This window comes from Citrobacter sp. wls615 (assembly GCF_005281355.1).
Taxonomy (GTDB): domain Bacteria; phylum Pseudomonadota; class Gammaproteobacteria; order Enterobacterales; family Enterobacteriaceae; genus Citrobacter; species Citrobacter werkmanii.
Window position 1 is genome coordinate 215069 of the sequence record NZ_SZXM01000026.1, and the last position, 17711, is coordinate 232779.

At 53.3% G+C, this 17711-nt stretch carries 17 protein-coding genes; 11 read left to right on the top strand and 6 right to left on the bottom strand.

The genetic code is table 11. From position 1 onward, the window contains the following. Window positions 1–16: 16 nt before the first annotated feature. From sufC to FDX04_RS09370, 5 genes are all read left to right on the top strand, one after another. Window positions 17–763, top strand: a complete 747-nt coding sequence (gene sufC, locus FDX04_RS09350; protein WP_038640264.1) for a Fe-S cluster assembly ATPase SufC — start codon at window positions 17–19, stop codon at window positions 761–763. Then, window positions 738–2009 carry a Fe-S cluster assembly protein SufD gene (gene sufD, locus FDX04_RS09355; RefSeq protein WP_137370833.1) on the top strand — a complete coding sequence of 424 codons (1272 nt, stop codon included), beginning with the start codon at window positions 738–740 and terminating at the stop codon, window positions 2007–2009. The genes sufC and sufD overlap by 26 nt, the downstream gene beginning before the upstream one ends. Beyond that, window positions 2006–3226, top strand: coding sequence for a cysteine desulfurase SufS (gene sufS / locus FDX04_RS09360; protein ID WP_079224402.1), 1221 nt, complete (start codon window positions 2006–2008; stop codon window positions 3224–3226). Before sufD ends, sufS begins: the two co-directional genes overlap by 4 nt. Before the next feature lie 12 nt (window positions 3227–3238). Then, the gene (sufE, locus tag FDX04_RS09365; RefSeq protein WP_042308753.1) at window positions 3239–3655 is read left to right on the top strand and encodes a cysteine desulfuration protein SufE; all 417 of its coding nucleotides are present in this window, start codon (window positions 3239–3241) and stop codon (window positions 3653–3655) included. A 122-nt stretch (window positions 3656–3777) separates the two neighbouring features. Next, window positions 3778–4782 (top strand): L,D-transpeptidase family protein, encoded by a 1005-nt coding sequence (locus tag FDX04_RS09370; protein WP_137370856.1) that lies wholly within the window; start codon window positions 3778–3780, stop codon window positions 4780–4782. Window positions 4783–4851: 69 nt separating this feature from the next. On the opposite strand, the gene lpp is transcribed toward FDX04_RS09370, so the two are convergent. The 3 genes from lpp to FDX04_RS24455 all read right to left on the bottom strand — a co-directional run bounded on the left by lpp (window position 4852) and on the right by FDX04_RS24455 (window position 7012). After that, complete coding sequence (lpp, locus tag FDX04_RS09375; protein WP_003029373.1) at window positions 4852–5088, bottom strand: murein lipoprotein Lpp; 237 nt, start codon at window positions 5086–5088, stop codon at window positions 4852–4854. Between the two features lie 309 nt (window positions 5089–5397). Further along, window positions 5398–6810, bottom strand: coding sequence for a pyruvate kinase PykF (gene pykF, locus FDX04_RS09380; RefSeq protein WP_006684766.1), 1413 nt, complete (start codon window positions 6808–6810; stop codon window positions 5398–5400). 7 nt (window positions 6811–6817) lie between these two features. After that, window positions 6818–7012, bottom strand: a complete 195-nt coding sequence (locus tag FDX04_RS24455) for a hypothetical protein (RefSeq protein ID WP_249357174.1) — start codon at window positions 7010–7012, stop codon at window positions 6818–6820. 375 nt (window positions 7013–7387) lie between these two features. Between FDX04_RS24455 and FDX04_RS09385 the strand changes: the two genes are divergently transcribed. From FDX04_RS09385 to FDX04_RS09395, 3 genes are read left to right on the top strand one after another with little or no spacing between them, the layout of a single operon-like run. Further along, a complete protein-coding gene (locus tag FDX04_RS09385; protein ID WP_137370834.1) occupies window positions 7388–8410 on the top strand; it encodes a methionine ABC transporter ATP-binding protein in 1023 nt (340 codons plus the stop codon). Continuing rightward, window positions 8403–9071 (top strand): methionine ABC transporter permease, encoded by a 669-nt coding sequence (locus FDX04_RS09390; protein ID WP_137360053.1) that lies wholly within the window; start codon window positions 8403–8405, stop codon window positions 9069–9071. Before FDX04_RS09385 ends, FDX04_RS09390 begins: the two co-directional genes overlap by 8 nt. A 21-nt stretch (window positions 9072–9092) precedes the next feature. Then, complete coding sequence (locus FDX04_RS09395) at window positions 9093–9905, top strand: MetQ/NlpA family ABC transporter substrate-binding protein (RefSeq protein ID WP_003029358.1); 813 nt, start codon at window positions 9093–9095, stop codon at window positions 9903–9905. 78 nt (window positions 9906–9983) lie between these two features. Here FDX04_RS09395 and ttrA read toward each other — a convergent pair whose 3' ends face one another. Genes ttrA through ttrB form a run of 3 tightly spaced genes read right to left on the bottom strand, consistent with a single transcriptional unit; the run spans window position 9984 to window position 14799 of the window. Continuing rightward, window positions 9984–13049, bottom strand: coding sequence for a tetrathionate reductase subunit TtrA (gene ttrA, locus FDX04_RS09400; RefSeq protein ID WP_137360054.1), 3066 nt, complete (start codon window positions 13047–13049; stop codon window positions 9984–9986). Beyond that, window positions 13042–14064, bottom strand: coding sequence for a tetrathionate reductase subunit TtrC (gene ttrC / locus FDX04_RS09405; RefSeq protein WP_042308742.1), 1023 nt, complete (start codon window positions 14062–14064; stop codon window positions 13042–13044). The genes ttrA and ttrC overlap by 8 nt, the downstream gene beginning before the upstream one ends. Next, complete coding sequence (gene ttrB / locus FDX04_RS09410) at window positions 14065–14799, bottom strand: tetrathionate reductase subunit TtrB (protein WP_137360056.1); 735 nt, start codon at window positions 14797–14799, stop codon at window positions 14065–14067. It abuts the gene before it with no gap. Window positions 14800–15026: 227 nt separating this feature from the next. Here ttrB and ttrS point away from each other — a divergent pair, with 227 nt between their 5' ends. The 3 genes from ttrS to fumD all read left to right on the top strand — a co-directional run bounded on the left by ttrS (window position 15027) and on the right by fumD (window position 17621). Then, the gene (gene ttrS, locus FDX04_RS09415; RefSeq protein WP_137370857.1) at window positions 15027–16760 is read left to right on the top strand and encodes a tetrathionate respiration histidine kinase TtrS; all 1734 of its coding nucleotides are present in this window, start codon (window positions 15027–15029) and stop codon (window positions 16758–16760) included. After that, window positions 16735–17319, top strand: coding sequence for a tetrathionate respiration response regulator TtrR (gene ttrR, locus FDX04_RS09420; RefSeq protein WP_137370835.1), 585 nt, complete (start codon window positions 16735–16737; stop codon window positions 17317–17319). The genes ttrS and ttrR overlap by 26 nt, the downstream gene beginning before the upstream one ends. 92 nt (window positions 17320–17411) lie before the next feature. Next, window positions 17412–17621 (top strand): fumarate hydratase FumD, encoded by a 210-nt coding sequence (gene fumD, locus FDX04_RS09425; RefSeq protein ID WP_137360058.1) that lies wholly within the window; start codon window positions 17412–17414, stop codon window positions 17619–17621. The last annotated feature ends 90 nt before the right edge of the window (window positions 17622–17711 follow it).

The following is a 17711-nucleotide window of genomic DNA, read 5'->3' on the forward strand; positions in this document are numbered from 1 at the left end:
AATTTAAGGAAAGCACATGTTAAGCATTAAAGATTTACAGGTCAGTGTTGAAGATAAGGCGATTCTGCGTGGGCTCAGCCTTGAGATTCGTCCCGGAGAAGTCCACGCCATTATGGGGCCGAACGGTTCCGGGAAAAGTACGCTGTCCGCCACGCTCGCCGGACGTGAAGACTACGAAGTTACTGGCGGGACGGTTGAATTTAACGGTAAGGATTTACTGGAACTGTCGCCGGAAGACCGAGCCGGTGAAGGGATCTTTATGGCATTTCAGTATCCGGTAGAAATTCCCGGCGTCAGTAATCAGTTTTTCCTGCAAACGGCGCTGAATGCGGTGCGCAGTTACCGTGGGGAGGAGTCGCTGGACAGGTTCGACTTCCAGGATCTGATGGAAGAAAAAATCGCGCTGCTGAAAATGCCGGAAGACTTACTGACGCGCTCGGTAAACGTCGGGTTCTCCGGCGGCGAGAAAAAGCGGAATGACATTCTGCAAATGGCGGTGCTGGAGCCTCAGCTGTGCATTCTTGATGAATCAGATTCCGGGCTGGATATTGATGCGCTGAAAATCGTCGCCGATGGCGTGAACTCGCTGCGCGACGGGAAACGTTCATTCATTATCGTCACTCACTATCAGCGCATCCTGGACTATATCAAACCCGATTATGTTCACGTTCTCTACCAGGGGCGAATTGTGAAGTCCGGCGATTTCACGCTGGTCAAACAACTGGAGGAGCAAGGATATGGCTGGCTTAGCGAACAGCAGTAACGTGCTGCAACAGTGGCACCATCTGTTTGAGACCCAAGGGGAGACCCGTTCGCACTATGCGCAACAGCATCTGCACCAGATGCTGCGTCTGGGGCTGCCAACGCGTAAGCATGAGGACTGGAAATACACGCCCCTGGAGGGATTAACCAACAGCCGGTTCGTTAGCAATATCTCCGCAATAACGCCAGCCCAGTGTGACGCGTTAGCCCCGGCGATTGATGCGGTACGGTTGGTGTTTGTCGACGGGCAATTTTGTCCAACACTCAGCGACAGCGTGGAAGGTAGCGGCTTTGATATTACCGTTAATGATGAGCGTCAGATGTTGCCTGCGGCTATCCAGCCGGAAGTATTCCTGCACCTGACCGAAAGCCTGTCCCGCAGCGTAACGCACATTTTGGTCAAGCGTAACCAGCGACCAGCGAAACCGCTGCTGTTGCTGCACATTACCCAGGGACTGACGGGCGATGAGGTAAATACGGCGCACTATCGCCACCATCTGGAGCTGGCGGAAGGCGCAGAAGCCACCGTTATTGAGCATTATGTCAGTCTCAGCGAGTTTCGTCATTTTACCGGTGCGCGCTTAACGATGAACGTCGCGGCGAATGCGCATTTGCACCACATTAAACTGGCGTTTGAGAATCCACTCAGCCACCACTTTGCCCATAATGATATTCAGTTAAGTGCAGATGCCTCGGCGGTCAGCCAAAGTTTCTTGCTGGGTGATGCAGTGTTACGCCATAACACCAGTACCCAGCTTAATGGCGAAAATACCACGCTGCGCCTTAACAGCCTGGCGATGCCGGTGAAAAATGAAGTCTGCGATACCCGAACCTGGCTTGCGCACAACAAAGGTTATTGCAACAGCCGCCAACTGCATAAAACGATTGTCAGCGATAAGGGTCGGGCGGTGTTCAATGGCCTGATCAACGTCGCTCAACACGCTATTAAAACCGACGGTCAGATGACCAACAATAATTTACTGCTCGGAAAACTGGCGGAAGTGGACACCAAACCACAGCTTGAAATTTACGCCGATGACGTGAAATGCAGTCACGGGGCGACGGTAGGGCGGATTGACGACGAACAAATGTTCTACCTGCGTTCGCGCGGGATCGGTCAGCAGGATGCTCAACAGATGATTCTCTATGCGTTTGCCGCTGAGCTAACGGAAGCTCTGCGCGACGAAACGCTGAAACAACTGGTACTGGCGCGGATCGCTCACCGCTTGCCGGGAGGCGTAGCATGACATTTCCCATTGAAAAAGTGCGGGCTGATTTTCCGGTCCTGACGCGTGAAGTGAACGGTTTACCGCTGGCTTATCTGGACAGCGCCGCCAGCGCGCAAAAGCCTAATCAGGTGATTGATGCCGAAGCCGAGTTTTATCGTCACGGCTATGCGGCGGTTCACCGTGGTATTCATACGCTAAGCGCACAGGCCACGGAAAAAATGGAGAATGTGCGCAAGCTCGCCTCGCTGTTTATTAACGCCCGCTCGGCTGAAGAACTGGTGTTCGTTCGCGGTACCACGGAAGGCATTAACCTGGTGGCGAACAGTTGGGGCAACAGTAATGTCAGGGCTGGCGATAACATCATCATTAGCGAAATGGAGCACCATGCCAATATTGTTCCCTGGCAAATGCTGTGCGCCCGCGTGGGCGCAGAACTGCGGGTCATTCCGCTCAATGCCGATGGCACGTTGCAACTGGAAGTGTTGCCTGCGCTGTTCGATGAGCGTACGCAACTGCTGGCAATTACCCACGTTTCAAACGTACTGGGTACCGAAAACCCGCTGGGTGAGATGATTGCGCTGGCGCATCAATACGGCGCAAAAGTGCTGGTGGATGGCGCACAGGCGGTTATGCATCATCAAGTGGATGTCCAGGCGCTGGATTGCGACTTTTATGTTTTCTCCGGACACAAGCTCTACGGGCCAACCGGTATTGGCGTTCTGTATGCCAGAGAGTCGCTGCTGCAGGAAATGCCGCCATGGGAAGGAGGCGGTTCGATGATTGCGACCGTGAGCCTGAGCCAGGGAACCACGTGGGCCAAAGCGCCGTGGCGTTTTGAAGCCGGAACACCTAACACCGGGGGAATTATCGGGCTTGGTGCCGCTATTGAGTATGTTTCAGCGCTGGGGCTGACTGAAATCAGCGAATATGAACAGTTCATGATGCGCTATGCGTTGGAACAGCTGGCGGATGTGCCGGATTTGACGCTTTACGGACCGGATAACCGCCTGGGGGTGATTGCCTTTAACCTCGGTAAACATCACGCCTATGACGTCGGGAGTTTTCTCGATAACTATGGGATCGCCGTGCGGACGGGGCATCACTGCGCTATGCCACTGATGGCCTACTATAACGTTCCCGCCATGTGTCGGGCGTCGATTGCCATGTACAACACCCATGAAGAAGTGGATCGCCTGGTGACAGGTCTCAAGCGTATTCATCACTTACTGGGATAACAGGGAGGCGTTATGGCTGCGCTACCGGATAAAGAAAAGTTGTTGCGTAATTTTCTGCGTTGCGCTAATTGGGAAGAGAAATACCTGTACATCATTGAACTGGGTCAGCGTTTGCCGGAATTAAACGCCGATGAACACTGCCCCGAAAATAGCATTCAGGGATGTCAAAGTCAGGTATGGATCGTAATGCGTCAGAATGCTGAAGGGATTATTGAACTACAGGGCGACAGCGATGCGGCAATTGTGAAAGGGCTTATCGCCGTGGTCTTCATTCTGTATGACCGTATGACGGCCCAGGATATTGTGAATTTTGATGTGCGTCCGTGGTTTGAAAAAATGGCGCTCGCACAGCATCTCACACCATCTCGTTCACAGGGGCTGGAGGCAATGATTCGGGCTATCCGCGCCAAAGCCGCAACTCTTAGCTAAACTGATAAAACACGTCAACGTTCAGACCGACTTGAAAATGTCGTGTAAGGCAACGCTGTGACTCGTAAGCCGGATCTGGCGCTCGCCGCCGTCCGGCAGGAACGCCAGGGGGGTGAGTGAGTATGAAACGCGCGTCTGTTATTACCCTAATGCTAATCGGCGCTTACAGCGCTATTCAGGCCGCATGGGCGGTCGATTATCCGTTGCCCCAGGCGAACAGCCGTCTTGTTGGGCAAAATCAAACTTACACCGTGCAGGAAGGCGATAAAAACCTACAGGCGATTGCCCGTAAGTTTGATACCGCCGCAATGCTGATCCTCGAAGCGAATAATACTATTGCCCCTGTTCCCAAACCCGGAACGCTGATTACTATTCCCTCGCAGCTACTGCTGCCCGATGCGCCGCGCGAAGGCATTATTGTGAATCTGGCGGAGCTACGTCTGTATTATTACCCGCCGGGAGAGAATATCGTTCAGGTATTCCCGATTGGTATCGGTTTGCAGGGACTGGAAACTCCGGTAATGGAAACCCGGGTAGGGCAAAAAATACCGAATCCAACCTGGACCCCTACAGCAGGCATCCGTAAACGTTCTCTGGAGCGCGGCATCACATTGCCTCCGGTTGTGCCAGCCGGGCCAAATAACCCGTTAGGACGCTTTGCATTGCGTCTGGCGCATGGAAACGGTGAATACCTGATCCATGGCACCAGCGCGCCGGACAGCGTCGGCCTGCGAGTGAGCTCGGGATGTATTCGCATGAACGCGCCGGACATCAAGGCATTGTTTGCTCAGGTTCGAACAGGAACGCCGGTCAGGGTGATTAATGAGCCGATCAAATATTCGATTGAGCCGAACGGCATGCGGTATGTCGAGGTGCATCGCCCACTGTCGCCGGAAGAGGAACAAAACGTTCAGACCATGCCGTATGTGCTCCCAGCCGGTTTTACTCAGTTCAAAGACAATAAAGCCGTTGATAGCAGCCTGGTGGAACGCGCGTTGTATCGTCGCGCGGGTTATCCGGTCACTGTGACGGCCGGGCAAGCATCGGTTGTTACCAGCGGGAGTGACGTGAAGTCTGCGCAGAATGGTGTGCCGGGAGAGAATGCAGAGGTACGCGCTACGCAATAACAGGGAACGAGAAATTCAGAGCAAAAAAAATGGCGCACAATGTGCGCCATTTTTATTACACAGTTACTATTACTTGCGGTATTTAGTAGCTGCGTTGTCCAGACGCTGGTTAGCGCGAGCTGCGTCATCTTTAGCAGCCTGAACGTCGGAACGCATTGCGTTCACGTCGTTGCTCAGCTGGTCAACTTTAGCGTTCAGAGTCTGAACGTCAGAAGACAGCTGATCGATTTTAGCGTTGCTGGAGCAACCTGCCAGCAGAGTAGAACCCAGGATTACCGCGCCCAGTACCAGTTTAGTACGATTCATTATTAATACCCTCTAGATTGAGTTAATCTCCATGTAGCGTTACAAGTATTACACAAACTTTTTTATGTTGAGAATATTTTTTTGATGGGAATGCACTTATTTTTGATCGTTCGCTCAAAGAAGCATCGAATTGTGCAAAAACGGCTAAAAAACCGAGTGAAAACAGAAAGCTTCCATCGGATTCATCTTAGATAATCACGGATTGGATAGTGAAATCCGATTTGATTTTTTATTAATTGTGGCTATCGATAAAATAAAAAAAGCGCCACGAGGGCGCTTTTTTAAGCAAATTAATTCGCGGTGGAATTATTACAGTACGTGAACGGATGCAGTGTTGGTCGTGCCGCTTGGAACCAGCGCGCCAGAAACCATAACCACAACGTCACCTTTCTGCGCCAGACCGCTCTCCAGAGCAACTTCTTTGCCCAGGCGGTAGAAATCATCGGTAGAGCTGATTTCTTTGACAACCTGAGCCACAACGCCTTTGCTCAGCACCAGCTGACGCGCGGTAGTTTCGTTGGTGGTCAGCGCCAGGATGGTGGCATCCGGGAAGTATTTACGCACTGCACGAGCAGATTTACCGCCCTGGGTTGCAACCACGATCAGCGGAGCATCCAGTTTTTCTGCAGTTTCAACCGCGCCACGGCAAACGGCTTCAGTGATGCGCAGTTTACGGCTGTCGTTGTTGAAATCCAGACGGCTGGTCATTACACGGTCAGTACGTTCGCAGATGGTCGCCATGATGGTGACGGCTTCCAGCGGGTATTTACCTTTTGCGGATTCGCCAGACAGCATGACTGCATCAGTGCCGTCGAGGATGGCGTTAGCTACGTCGCCAGCTTCAGCGCGGGTAGGGCGCGGGTTTTTGATCATGGAGTCCAGCATCTGGGTCGCAGTGATAACGACTTTACGTGCGCGGATACATTTCTCGATGATCATCTTCTGCGCGAAGATAACTTCTTCAACCGGGATCTCAACGCCCATGTCGCCACGAGCAACCATGATGCCGTCAGAGGCTTCGAGGATTTCGTCGAAGTTGTTCAGGCCTTCCTGGTTTTCGATTTTGGAGATGATCTGGATGTTTTCGCCGCCGTGCGCCTTCAGGTGCTCGCGGATCTCAACCACGTCAGAACGTTTACGGATAAAGGATGCCGCAACGAAGTCAACGCCCTGTTCGCAACCGAAAATCAGGTCCTGTTTGTCTTTTTCAGCCAGTGCTGGCAGCGCGATAGAAACGCCCGGCAGGTTAACGCCTTTGTTTTCGCCCAGGTCGCCGTTGTTCAGCACCTTACAGATAACTTTGTTACCTTCGATAGCGGTAACTTCCATGCCGATCAGGCCGTCGTCAACCAGTACAGTGTTGCCAACGGACAAGTCTTTCGTGAAGCCTTCATAAGTCACAGCAACGATTTCGCTGTTGCCGACAACGGATTTGTCGGTGGTGAAGGTGAAGGTCTGGCCTGCTTTCAGAGAAACGTCGTTGCCGCCTTCCAGTTTAATGGTACGAATTTCCGGACCTTTGGTGTCGAGCAGAATGGCAGCTTTTTTGCCGGTTTTGCTCATCACGTTGCGCAAATTCTTGATGCGCTGACCGTGTTCTGCGTAATCGCCATGAGAGAAGTTCAGACGCATGACGTTCATGCCCGCGTCCAGCATTTTGGTTAACATCTCTTCGGATTCGGTTTTCGGACCGATGGTGCAAACAATTTTCGTCTTTTTCATGACAGTCTTAGTCTTTAAGTTGAGAAGGATTGGGAAATCTGGCTCCCATCGCGCACGGACGGGAAGCTAAACCTGAGTTACGAAAGTGGTGATGTCTCGCTCTAAGGATAGGTGACATCGAAAGAGCGTGCAGAGGAATATGTGCTTGCGTTTCAGCCCAACGGGAAGGTGAGTTTTGTAGTCGTTGAGTTTTACAGGTCAATGTGCTGAAACCATTCAAGAGACAATTGGCGCGCATTATACGCTGAATTTTATCTAAAAGGAAAATGGAAACGCTGTTTCAAAACACTTCTGTGCAGTTTGACAAAAAATATTCATTAATTTGTTCATCGGTATGGATAAAGGCGTTGAGCACAGAAGTAATTTGTTGCGCAACAAACCGCGCTTGCCGTCCCGAATAAGCAGATTTATACGGGTGTTTTCAATGTTGAGAGCATATTCCTAAAAATTATATCAAATTCGTTTTAATTCATTCTAAAAGCCAATTTCACTCATTACACTCATTTGGACATCCATACTGCTAAACAGCTAAAGGCGCTAGCAGGATAACTAAAACAGCAGCGGATACCCAAACGACATGATTGTCCTGAAAAATATTTCAAAAGTGTTTACGCCAGGCAGGCTTGCTATTACCGCTGTCGATAACGTCAATCTGACGGTTGAGCAGGGGCAGATTTACGGAATTATTGGTTACAGTGGGGCGGGTAAGAGCACCTTAATTCGCTTGCTTAATGGTCTGGAAAAGCCGACCTCGGGCAGTGTGACGATTAACGGCCACGATATCTCTGCCGCCCGCGGAGAATCTCTGCGCCAGGCGCGACTGAAAATCAGTATGGTGTTCCAGCATTTCAACTTACTGTGGTCGCGCACGGTTAGCGAAAATATTGCTTTCTCTATGCAAATCGCGGGGGCGCCAAAGGCGTCCATCAAAGCGCGGGTTGCCGAACTGATTACGCTGGTTGGGTTGAGTGGGCGCGAGAATGCTTATCCGTCCCAGCTAAGCGGCGGACAAAAACAGCGGGTGGGCATTGCCCGCGCGCTGGCGAACAATCCTGACGTACTGCTGTGCGACGAAGCCACCTCGGCGTTAGATCCGCAAACTACCGATCAGATCCTTGATTTACTGCTCGATATTAACCGTCGCTTCAAATTAACCATTGTGTTGATCACCCATGAAATGCACGTGGTGCGTAAAATCTGCGACCGTGTGGCGGTGATGGAAAACGGTAAAGTCGTTGAAGAAGGCGACGTGCTCAGCGTCTTTACCCATCCGCAGCAGCTGATCACCCGACAATTCGTGCGTCAGGTGAGCCAGTACGCCGAAGAAGATGAGTTCAACCCACAGCTGGCACGCGAACTGGGCGGCGTGGTGATCAAGCTAACGTTTACCGGGCAACGCACCCACCGTCCCGTCGTTGGAGAATTGACCCTGCGCTACGGCCTGCCGTTTAACATTTTGCACGGCAAGATGACGCAAACCGCGCACGGGGTGTTTGGTCAGCTATGGGTACACGTTGTGGCTACCGAGGAGCAACTGAGCAATATTCTGGCCGACCTGCGCGATAGCGACATTGAAGGTGAGGTGATTCAACATGGCTGAAGAACTATTCCCCCATCTGAAGTGGGATCAATTATTAGCAGCAACGCAGGAAACGCTCTATATGACCGCGCTTTCTGGCGTGGCGACCTTTGTTCTTGGGGTCGCCCTTGGCCTGGCGCTGTTTCTGACCGCACGCGGTGCATTGTTCCAAAACCGCGCCGTGTATAGCGCGATTTCGCTGGTGGTGAATATCTTCCGTTCGATCCCGTTCATCATTTTGATCGTGCTGCTGATCCCGTTTACCAAAGCGATGGTTGGCACCATTCTCGGTGCCAATGCTGCATTGCCTGCGCTTATCGTGGGGGCCGCGCCGTTTTATGCGCGTCTGGTCGAAATTGCCCTGCGTGAGGTCGATAAAGGCGTTATTGAAGCGACACGTTCGATGGGCGCGCGTCTGAGTACGCTTATTTTTCGGGTTTTACTGCCGGAATCTTCTCCCGCTCTGGTGTCCGGGATCACCGTGACGCTGATTGCGCTGGTCAGCTACAGCGCGATGGCGGGAGTCATTGGTGCCGGGGGTTTAGGGAATCTGGCCTATCTGGAAGGATTCCAGCGCAACCACAGCGACGTCACGCTGGTGGCGACGGTGACGATTCTGCTCATCGTCTTCATCATCCAGCTTTGCGGCGATGTGATCACCTCTCTGTTAGATAAACGCTAATAAAATACGGAAACCATTATCATGAAAAAATCACTGACATTACTCGCCGCAGCAACCTTAAGCGCCCTGAGCTTCGCCTCCTGGGCTGATACGCTGACCGTTGGCGCATCAAACGTACCGCACGCGGAGATCCTTGAGCAGGCCAAACCGATTCTGGCAAAGCAGGGGATCGACCTGGAAATTAAGCCGTTCCAGGATTACATCCTGCCGAATACCGCGCTGGCTGGCCGTGAAATTGACGCTAACTACTTCCAACATATTCCGTATCTGAACAGCGTGATTAAAGATCATGCTGGCGATAAAACCTATGACTTCGTCAGCGCCGGAGCAATTCACATTGAGCCGATTGGTATCTATTCGAAGAAGGTGAAATCACTTAAAGATCTGCCGGAAGGTGGTAAGGTGATCATGCGCGATGCGGTATCTGAGGAAGGCCGTATTCTGTCGATTTTCGAAAAAGAGGGTGTGATCAAGCTGAAGCCGGGGGTGGATAAAGTTACCGCGCGCATTAGCGACATCGTGGAAAACCCGAAAAAACTGAAGTTCCTGCCTAACGTGGAAGCGGCGCTGTTACCGCAGATGTACAACAACGACGAAGGCGATGCGGTGGTGATTAACGCGAACTATGCTATCGATGCGGGGCTGGATCCGGTGAAAGATCCGATTGCCGTCGAAAGCGGTGAAAACAACCCGTATGCCAACATCATTACCGTACATCGTGGCGATGAGAAGAAAAAGGATATTGTGGCGCTGGTAGACGTACTGCATTCAAAAGAGATTCAGGACTGGATCCGCACGAAATACAAAGGCGCGGTGATCCCGGTAAATAACTGATCCGCTTCTTGCCTTATCCGGCCTACAACGTCCTGTAGGCCGGATAAAACGCGTTAGCGTTGCCACCCGACGCGAAAGTTACACTCGCTCAATTCTTGCCGGCAGCCCCTGGCGTACCGCCGCACCCGACACCCAGTCAAGCCAGGTATTGGTTACCTGCCGGGTAGGATCCGCAAAGCCAAGATCGTTAAGATTAATTCCCGACCTTATCTGCGCGTCAAATGGCATCGGCTCGCCGTCGAGCGTATGCTGCGCCGCGCCCATTTCTTTATGTCCATAGCCATGTTCAATGGCGATAACTCCCGGCATCACGCCATGCAGCAGGCTTATTTGCGCCAGTGCCTGACCGCCAGGCGTGGTGATACGTACCGTATCACCATGTGCTAAACCGTACCGCTTACCGTCATACGGGTTGAGCGCCACCAGATTAACCGGCTTCAGATGATGCAGGCGCGGGATCACCGCCGTGGCGCTGGACATGGTATTGGATTTAAAGGAGATCAATTTCAGTGGCCATTCTTGTTCCGGGAACAACTCTTCGACCGCACGTCCATCCGACAGGCGCGAAGGATACCAGGCCGGGCATCCGCTGTAGCGTTCCCCGGTTATCGCATGGCGGTGCGCGGCGACATTCGCATTCCAGATTTGCAACGGTTTTTCCCACGCATTGCCGACGCGATTCTCCACCTGGCCATTGCTGGCTGGAGCGAAACGCCCACCGCGTGAATACACAAATGCCACCCGGCTGGCTTCATCGGCTTTCAGCGTTTGCGTTATCACCGGCATGATCCGTTGCACCCCAGTCAAGGCAATGTCTTCCGGCTGAGCCTCCGGGACCGGTGCTTTGCCCATAAACGCAATATTCGCGGCGAGGCGCAGATAATAATCTTCCGCTCGATTTAACGGATACTGATTGCCTTGCGGGTCGGTAATCGCATTATCACCAAAACCAGGCAAACCAATGCGTTTCGCTACCGCAATACAGAAAGATTCCATTGAAGCCGGTTGACCGTCAGCGGTACTGCTGGTTGCGGCTCTGACCACGGGCCAGCGAGCGGTGGTGGCTTTGCTAGCGACGCCCGCCCACGGGGCGCTGAATCCCCAGCTTTCGAAGTTATGGGTATCCGGCACGATGTAATCTGCCAGCGCTGTGGTTTCGTTCATAAAGGCATCAATGGCGATAAATAGCGGCAAACGCGCAGGATCTTTAAGCTTTTCTTCCGCCACGCCGCGCAACCCTGCGATGCCGTAAAACGGGTTGGTCATGTTAGAGATCCAGGCTTTTAGCGGATAAGGGTAGCCTTCGAGTGCCGAGACAAGAAGTTCAGTGAGTTGACCGGCCACAAACGGATACCACGGGGCTTTTGCCGGGAAGGGTGATTGGCCGGCGGCCACTTTATTGCGATACTCTTCGGAAGACTCATACGCGGTTTTACTGCGTGCGATGCTTAATCCCTTTGGTTTAATCTTCCCGGCGAAACTGTCCATGTTGTAGCGTGGTCCATCGGTGGCGCCATTGAACTTACCGCCGCCGACAAACACGCCGCCTTCAAGACTCAGGTTGCCAATCAGCGCATTGAGCATCATCACCGACCAGGCGTTATAAAATCCATTGCCTGCCATCATACCACCGTGGGAGATCACCGCCGCTTTGCGTCCATGACGAGTAAACGCATCGGCCAGGGCGCCGATGTCTGCTTCAGACACGCCGCACTGCTGGCTGTATTGCGCCAGCGTTAGTTTTTCGGCGGATTCTTTTAGGCACTGGAGGCTGCTTTTTACCGTTACCGTCTGACCGTCTGTCAGCGTGACTTCTCGGGTGACAAACAACTGCGCGCGTGGGCAACCGCTGGCAGCGACAATATCGCCGGCCTCGTTAACGACCACCGGCTCCTGGGCGGCGTTTGCGTTCAGATGCGCGAGGGTTAAATGCTGTCCGGCAAGATTTGGGATCTCATCGGTAATCACCAGATGCGTGGCGTTGCTCCAGCTTTTTTCTCCGGCCTGCTGCATGGCCTGCACGCCGGGAATGGCGAGATAATCGGCGTTATAGCGTTGTTTTTCGATTATCCAGCGGATCATACCCATCGCCAGTGCGGAGTCGCTTCCCGGACGCACGGGCTGCCAGCGGCCGCGATCGTCAGCCAGTACCGTGGTTAATGGCAGGGCTGGCGCTACCACCACATAGCGGAAGTCGTCGCGTAAACGGGCGCTGGCGAGCTGGCGAGCCTGGCGCTTAAACGGGTTACCGGATTGCGCTGGAGAGGTTCCCATAAACAGTGCGAACTCGACATTATCCCAATCGGGTTTCACGTGGGTGTTTTTATCCAGATCCCCCATTAGCGCACCAGAACCGGCTCGATAGGCCAGGCCGCAGTAAGCGCCATGTGCGCCGAAGTTTTTACTGCCGAAACTGTTCAGCGCGAAGCGACGTAAAAACGTATCACGTCCTTCATCGCTGGTATTGGTGACCAGCAACTGATTGGATTTTGGCCCAAAGCTGGGATGTCTGGCATCAAGCGGTGTATGGGGATCGTGAATAGCCCGCAGGCCGTCAACATGGCCCTCACCAAACAGATCGCCGCCTTCCACCACTTCTTTGATCAATTGTTCGAAGCTGATGCGCTGCCATTTTCCCTCACCGCGTTTGCCAACGCGTTTCATGGGCTGCAGAATGCGCAGTGGACTGTACAAACCTTCAAGTAATGTTGCGCCACGAGCGCAGGCGGTGGAGCGCGCATCCAGACCCGACTCGCCCGCCAGTTTCGCCATTGCCGTGGCAAAGGGGACAGAGGCGTCAATATGGTGCTCGTGAGATAATGGATGATAGGGGTTACCGGCAATGCGCAGCACTTTGCCTTGTTCACTATCAACCCGGACTCGCACACCGCATTGTGTCCAGCAACCAAAACATTGCGTCATCGAGATCACCTGCTGTGGATTCTGCTGCCATTGCGGCCTGGCATTGGCTTCGGGGATGAGCGCATTACCAAAGATGCGATCTCGAGTAATTTTGCCGGAGGTACCGTCCAGCAAGCCGTCCAGCGCGCGCTTTGCTACATCCCGATAACTCAGACCAAACGTCACCATGCCACCTACAGCAAGACCGACTTTAAGCCACTGACGACGGGTTAAATTAGCCATGTTGCATTCTCCTTGCGATCGCGTTCAGGGCTTCACGAACAATAATAATCAGTGCTATCCACAGGCCGAAGGTGCCCACAATGGCCAGCCAGCCATCGGTACCGCCGGGCAGGGTGTAAGGATTAAACTGGGCGTTAAATTTCGGTACGGTCTGTACCTGGATGAGTAACGTCCAGCGCATCAGCCAGCACAACGCCATGGCGCTAAACGCCAGTAATATGTGCAGCGGCCGCGATAATGGAAAACGCAGCACCAGCCCGCAAAGGCCAAGCGAGATAAGCCATAGCGCAACCCAGCCGATGGCGTAGTGCCGTGCCGAAGAGGCGACATCCAGCCACTGGCGGATTGCTGAACCGGATAGCGTATTGCTGCTCACCCAAATTGCCACCACGATAGCCAGCGCGCTCAAGGCGACAATTTGTCCCCACGCCAGTTTGCGCAGCAAAGATCCTTCACTTTTTGTTGCAGCGATGAGCAGGGCGAGGAACGTTTGCAGCGCGCTGAGGAACATTGCAACCGGAAAGGCGTAGCTGAACCAGACGGGACGCGCCTGCACCACCGACACTTCGCGACCGGTGTAAACCAGTAATCCGATAGCGGACAAGGCGCTACCGACGGCCAACCATTTAGTTACGCTGTAACTTTTAAGTGTTAACTGCTTAACGTGCTGTGCCAGAAACCACAGGCCCAGGAAGCCGGTGAACAGCGGTAAAAACAGTGCGCCCCATGGCATCCAGGACCATGGCGTCGGATAAGCATAAAAATGCCAGACGCGGGCGGTTTGGTGTAAATCAGCGGTCAGCGCCAACGGGGCGGTTATTGCACAGGTCAGGGCGATTAACAGCGTCAGGTTTTCCAGTTCTGCCGTCTTCTGTTTACGCCAGTGCAGCACGCAGGCGAACAGCGCGGCGCAGGCGGCAATACCGATGAAAAAGAAATACTGTACGGCCCAGGGTAACCAGCTTACATGCTGTGGATGGGCCAGAACCTCTTCGATAATCAGTGAATGGTTCATTTAAACCTCCTGCCAGAGAGCGGGTTGAGCACGTCCCATTAACGGGGTGACAAACGCTTCATCCAGACCCAGATAAAACACGTGCGGTGATGTTCCGCTTTCGGGTTTCAGCACCTTGATGGCCTCATGGTGTTTGTGCAGCATTTGAGAAATCCGGCTGTGCGGATCTTTGATATCGCCAATGATACGTGCGCCGCCGACGCAGGATTCAACGCAGGCCGGGAGCAGGCCCGCTTCCAGGCGGTGTACGCAAAAAGTGCATTTATCGGCGGTTTGCGTTTCGTGGTTGATGAACCGCGCATCGTATGGACAGGCCTGCACGCAGTAAGCGCAACCCACGCAGCGGGTGTTGTCGACGACTACGATGCCGTCTTCGCGTTGGAAGGTGGCCTGCACCGGACAAACGGGTACGCAAGGTGGATTATCGCAATGGTTGCACAGGCGCGGCAGCAGGACGTTGGTGACGCTTTGCTGGCCTGTCAACTGCACCTGATACTGGTTAACGAGGGTTCTGAAATCCCCCTGCGGCGTCTGGTTCTCAATGGCGCAACTGACGGTACAGGCCTGGCAACCAATACAGCGTCGCAGGTCAATCAGCATGGCGTAGCGATGCTTGAGTGAGCCTTCATGGCGTTCAGGCGAGAAGGGGAATTGCGCCTGAGCCAGCGGAACCAGTGAAGCGCCAGCGGTCAGGACGCCCAGTTGCTGGAGAAACTGCCGTTTACTGCTGTCCATATTTTCTCCCGTCACGGTTCAACAACGAAACATTGGTCACGCCGTTGATTTGAGTGTGATGAATAAAGAATTCCAATGATTTACAGTGTAAAAATCGTGACGGGGGGTACTCTATTGTGGTTAACCACATACCCGGCTTGTTGTTGATCTAAAACAACATAATTGACAGGGATAATTGAGTGGGACGCAACGTAGTAAGATGCCTGACGGCGCTGGCGTCGCTGTGGATGCTAAGCGGCACGGTTGCGGCGCAGACATGGAACATTGGCGTGTTGGCAATGCGTGGGGAGATCTCCACACGTCAGCACTGGCAGCCGTTGGAAACCCTGTTGAACCAGCAAATTCCCGGTGAGCAGTTTCATATACAACCGCTGGACCTACGGCAGATGCAGGAGGCAGTGAATCGCGGCACGGTACAGTTTGTAGTCACCAATCCGGCGCAGTTTGTACAGCTAAACAGCCGTTCTGCGTTACGCTGGCTGGCGTCGTTACGTTCTACCCGTGGAGGCAAAGCCGCCAGTAACGTGATTGGCAGCGCGATTCTCGTCAGGCGCGATAGTGGGATCGCTTCCGCGCATGATCTGATCGGTAAAACGGTTGGCGCCATTGATGCTCAGGCTTTTGGCGGCTATTTGTTGGGGTATAAAGCACTTAGCGATGCTGGTCTGCGCCCGGAGCGCGATTTACGCCTGATGTTTACCGGTTTTCCTGCCGATGCCTTACTCTATCTATTACGCGAAAAAGCCGTGCAGGCGGTGATTGTGCCGGTGTGTCTGCTGGAAAACATGGATGAGGAAGGGCTCATTCATAAAACGGACTTTAGGGCTGTACTCAACCATCCAACCTCGATTCCCTGTTTAACCAGTACGCCACTGTATCCTGACTGGTCGTTTGCGGCACTGCCTGCAGTGAGCGACGAGTTGGCCGATCGCGTCACACGGGTGCTGTTCAATGCGCCGCAGAATGCAACGTTTCGCTGGGGAGCGCCTGCCTCAACACGCGAGGTAGAAGCGTTGCTGCGTGATGTCCGCCAGCATCCGCAGCAGCGCCAGCTTTGGCTGGACGTCAAAAGTTGGTTTATCCAGCACCGGCTCGCAATGGGGGCGGTGGCCGTTGTGCTGTTGCTGCTGACGCTCAATTATATCTGGGTGATGCTGCTGGTCCGCCGTCGCGGCAGGCAACTGGAGCGGAACAGCATTCTTCTGCGCAAACAAGAACAGGCGCTGGAAACTGCTCGCCAAATGAGTGTGCTTGGTGAGATGACCTCCGGATTTGCCCACGAACTCAATCAGCCGCTGTCGGCTATCCGCCATTATGCACAGGGCTGTTTGATCCGCCTACGCGGTCAGGATAAGCAGCATCCGTTGTTACCTGCGCTGGAGAACATTGATGCCCAGGCGCAGCGGGGGGCTGACACATTGCACAATCTGCGCCAGTGGGTCAGTCAGGCGCAGGGTAATCCGGTGATGACCGATGACTGGCGAGCCGTCAACGTGCATGATGCTATTCATCACGTCTGGCAATTATTGCGTATGCCCCAGCAATTTCCGGCGGTAGCGCTACAAGCTCGGGTAAATAAGACGTTAACGCTAACGCTGCCGAGCGTTCTGCTTGAGCAGGTGCTGGCCAATCTGGTGCTTAATGCGGCCCAGGCAGGGGCAACCACGGTGTGGTTCAGCGCCCAGCGTGAGGAGGGTGATGTGCGTATTTGGGTGCAGGATAACGCTGGCGGTATTGATGAGGCACAGTTGTACCAGGCTTTTCAGCCGTTTATGACCACCCGTAAAGAGGGCATGGGGCTGGGATTAGCCATTTGTCAGCGGCTGGTGCGTTACGCGAATGGAGAGATTGGGATCAAAAACCATCAGGCTCCTGATGAAAAAGCGGGCGTGGTGGTGACATTACATTTTAAGCAAAACCGGGAGGGAGGCCGTAGTGGCAATAATTCATCTGCTGGATGACGACATTGCCGTCACTCAGGCCTGTGCGTTTTTACTGGAAAGCCTGGGATACGAGGTATGTTGCTGGGATCAAGGCGAAACATTCCTCTCTGAGGCAAACCTGTATCAGGTCGGCGTACTGTTGCTGGATATGCGTATGCCGGTAATGGATGGGCGCGCTGTGCATGAAGCGATGCGCCAACGAGAAAGTACGTTGGCAGTGGTGTTCCTCACCGGGCATGGCGATGTGCCGATGGCGGTTGAACAAATGAAACGTGGCGCGGTCGATTTTTTGCAAAAGCCGGTGTCCGCCGAGCCGCTTCAGGCGGCGTTAGAGCATGCTTTGCAGATTTCTCACGCCGCCTTCTCGCGACAAGAGATCGTGGCCTGCTATCAGATGCTCACGCCAAAGGAACGAGAGTTGGCGCAACTGGTAGCAAAAGGGTTAATGAATCGGGAAATTGCTGACGCCATGAATATTGCGGTGCGTACGGTTGAAGTTCATCGCGCGCGGGTGATGGAAAAAATGCAGGCGCGGAGCCTTGCTGAGTTGGTTAATCGACTGCAGCGGATCCAGTAAATTTATGACATTTGTTTGATTTTCATTGAATTTTGTCTAATCAGCCAGAGTGATATATGCTGTTGGTTTGAGTTAATGACGGGCGGGCAAATATGGGAAATCAGACCAAAGACGACGAGTTGTACCATGAAATGTGCAGAGTAGTCGGTAAAGTAGTGCTGGAAATGCGCGATCTGGGACAAGAGCCAAAGCATATCGTCATTGCAGGTGTGCTGAGAACCACCCTCGCCAACCAGCGTGTAAAGCGCAGTGAGCTAGAAAAACAAGCCATTGAGACCGTTATTAAAGCATTGGCCGGATAATCCATAAAAAGAGGAGGGCAGTCATTTGCGCCATCCTCTTATTCTCGTCACGTTATTCTATCAATATATATAATTTAGGACTGCAATTAG

What these genes read in the sequence shown, in the direction of transcription:
- sufC (WP_038640264.1), top strand. Translation starts at nt 17, where the DNA reads ATGTTAAGCATTAAAGATTTACAGGTCAGTGTTGAAGATAAGGCGATT.
- sufD (WP_137370833.1), top strand. Translation starts at nt 738, where the DNA reads ATGGCTGGCTTAGCGAACAGCAGTAACGTGCTGCAACAGTGGCACCAT.
- sufS (WP_079224402.1), top strand. Translation starts at nt 2,006, where the DNA reads ATGACATTTCCCATTGAAAAAGTGCGGGCTGATTTTCCGGTCCTGACG.
- sufE (WP_042308753.1), top strand. Translation starts at nt 3,239, where the DNA reads ATGGCTGCGCTACCGGATAAAGAAAAGTTGTTGCGTAATTTTCTGCGT.
- FDX04_RS09370 (WP_137370856.1), top strand. Translation starts at nt 3,778, where the DNA reads ATGAAACGCGCGTCTGTTATTACCCTAATGCTAATCGGCGCTTACAGC.
- lpp (WP_003029373.1), bottom strand. Translation starts at nt 5,088, where the DNA reads ATGAATCGTACTAAACTGGTACTGGGCGCGGTAATCCTGGGTTCTACT.
- pykF (WP_006684766.1), bottom strand. Translation starts at nt 6,810, where the DNA reads ATGAAAAAGACGAAAATTGTTTGCACCATCGGTCCGAAAACCGAATCC.
- FDX04_RS09385 (WP_137370834.1), top strand. Translation starts at nt 7,388, where the DNA reads ATGATTGTCCTGAAAAATATTTCAAAAGTGTTTACGCCAGGCAGGCTT.
- FDX04_RS09390 (WP_137360053.1), top strand. Translation starts at nt 8,403, where the DNA reads ATGGCTGAAGAACTATTCCCCCATCTGAAGTGGGATCAATTATTAGCA.
- FDX04_RS09395 (WP_003029358.1), top strand. Translation starts at nt 9,093, where the DNA reads ATGAAAAAATCACTGACATTACTCGCCGCAGCAACCTTAAGCGCCCTG.
- ttrA (WP_137360054.1), bottom strand. Translation starts at nt 13,049, where the DNA reads ATGGCTAATTTAACCCGTCGTCAGTGGCTTAAAGTCGGTCTTGCTGTA.
- ttrC (WP_042308742.1), bottom strand. Translation starts at nt 14,064, where the DNA reads ATGAACCATTCACTGATTATCGAAGAGGTTCTGGCCCATCCACAGCAT.
- ttrB (WP_137360056.1), bottom strand. Translation starts at nt 14,799, where the DNA reads ATGGACAGCAGTAAACGGCAGTTTCTCCAGCAACTGGGCGTCCTGACC.
- ttrS (WP_137370857.1), top strand. Translation starts at nt 15,027, where the DNA reads ATGCTAAGCGGCACGGTTGCGGCGCAGACATGGAACATTGGCGTGTTG.
- fumD (WP_137360058.1), top strand. Translation starts at nt 17,412, where the DNA reads ATGGGAAATCAGACCAAAGACGACGAGTTGTACCATGAAATGTGCAGA.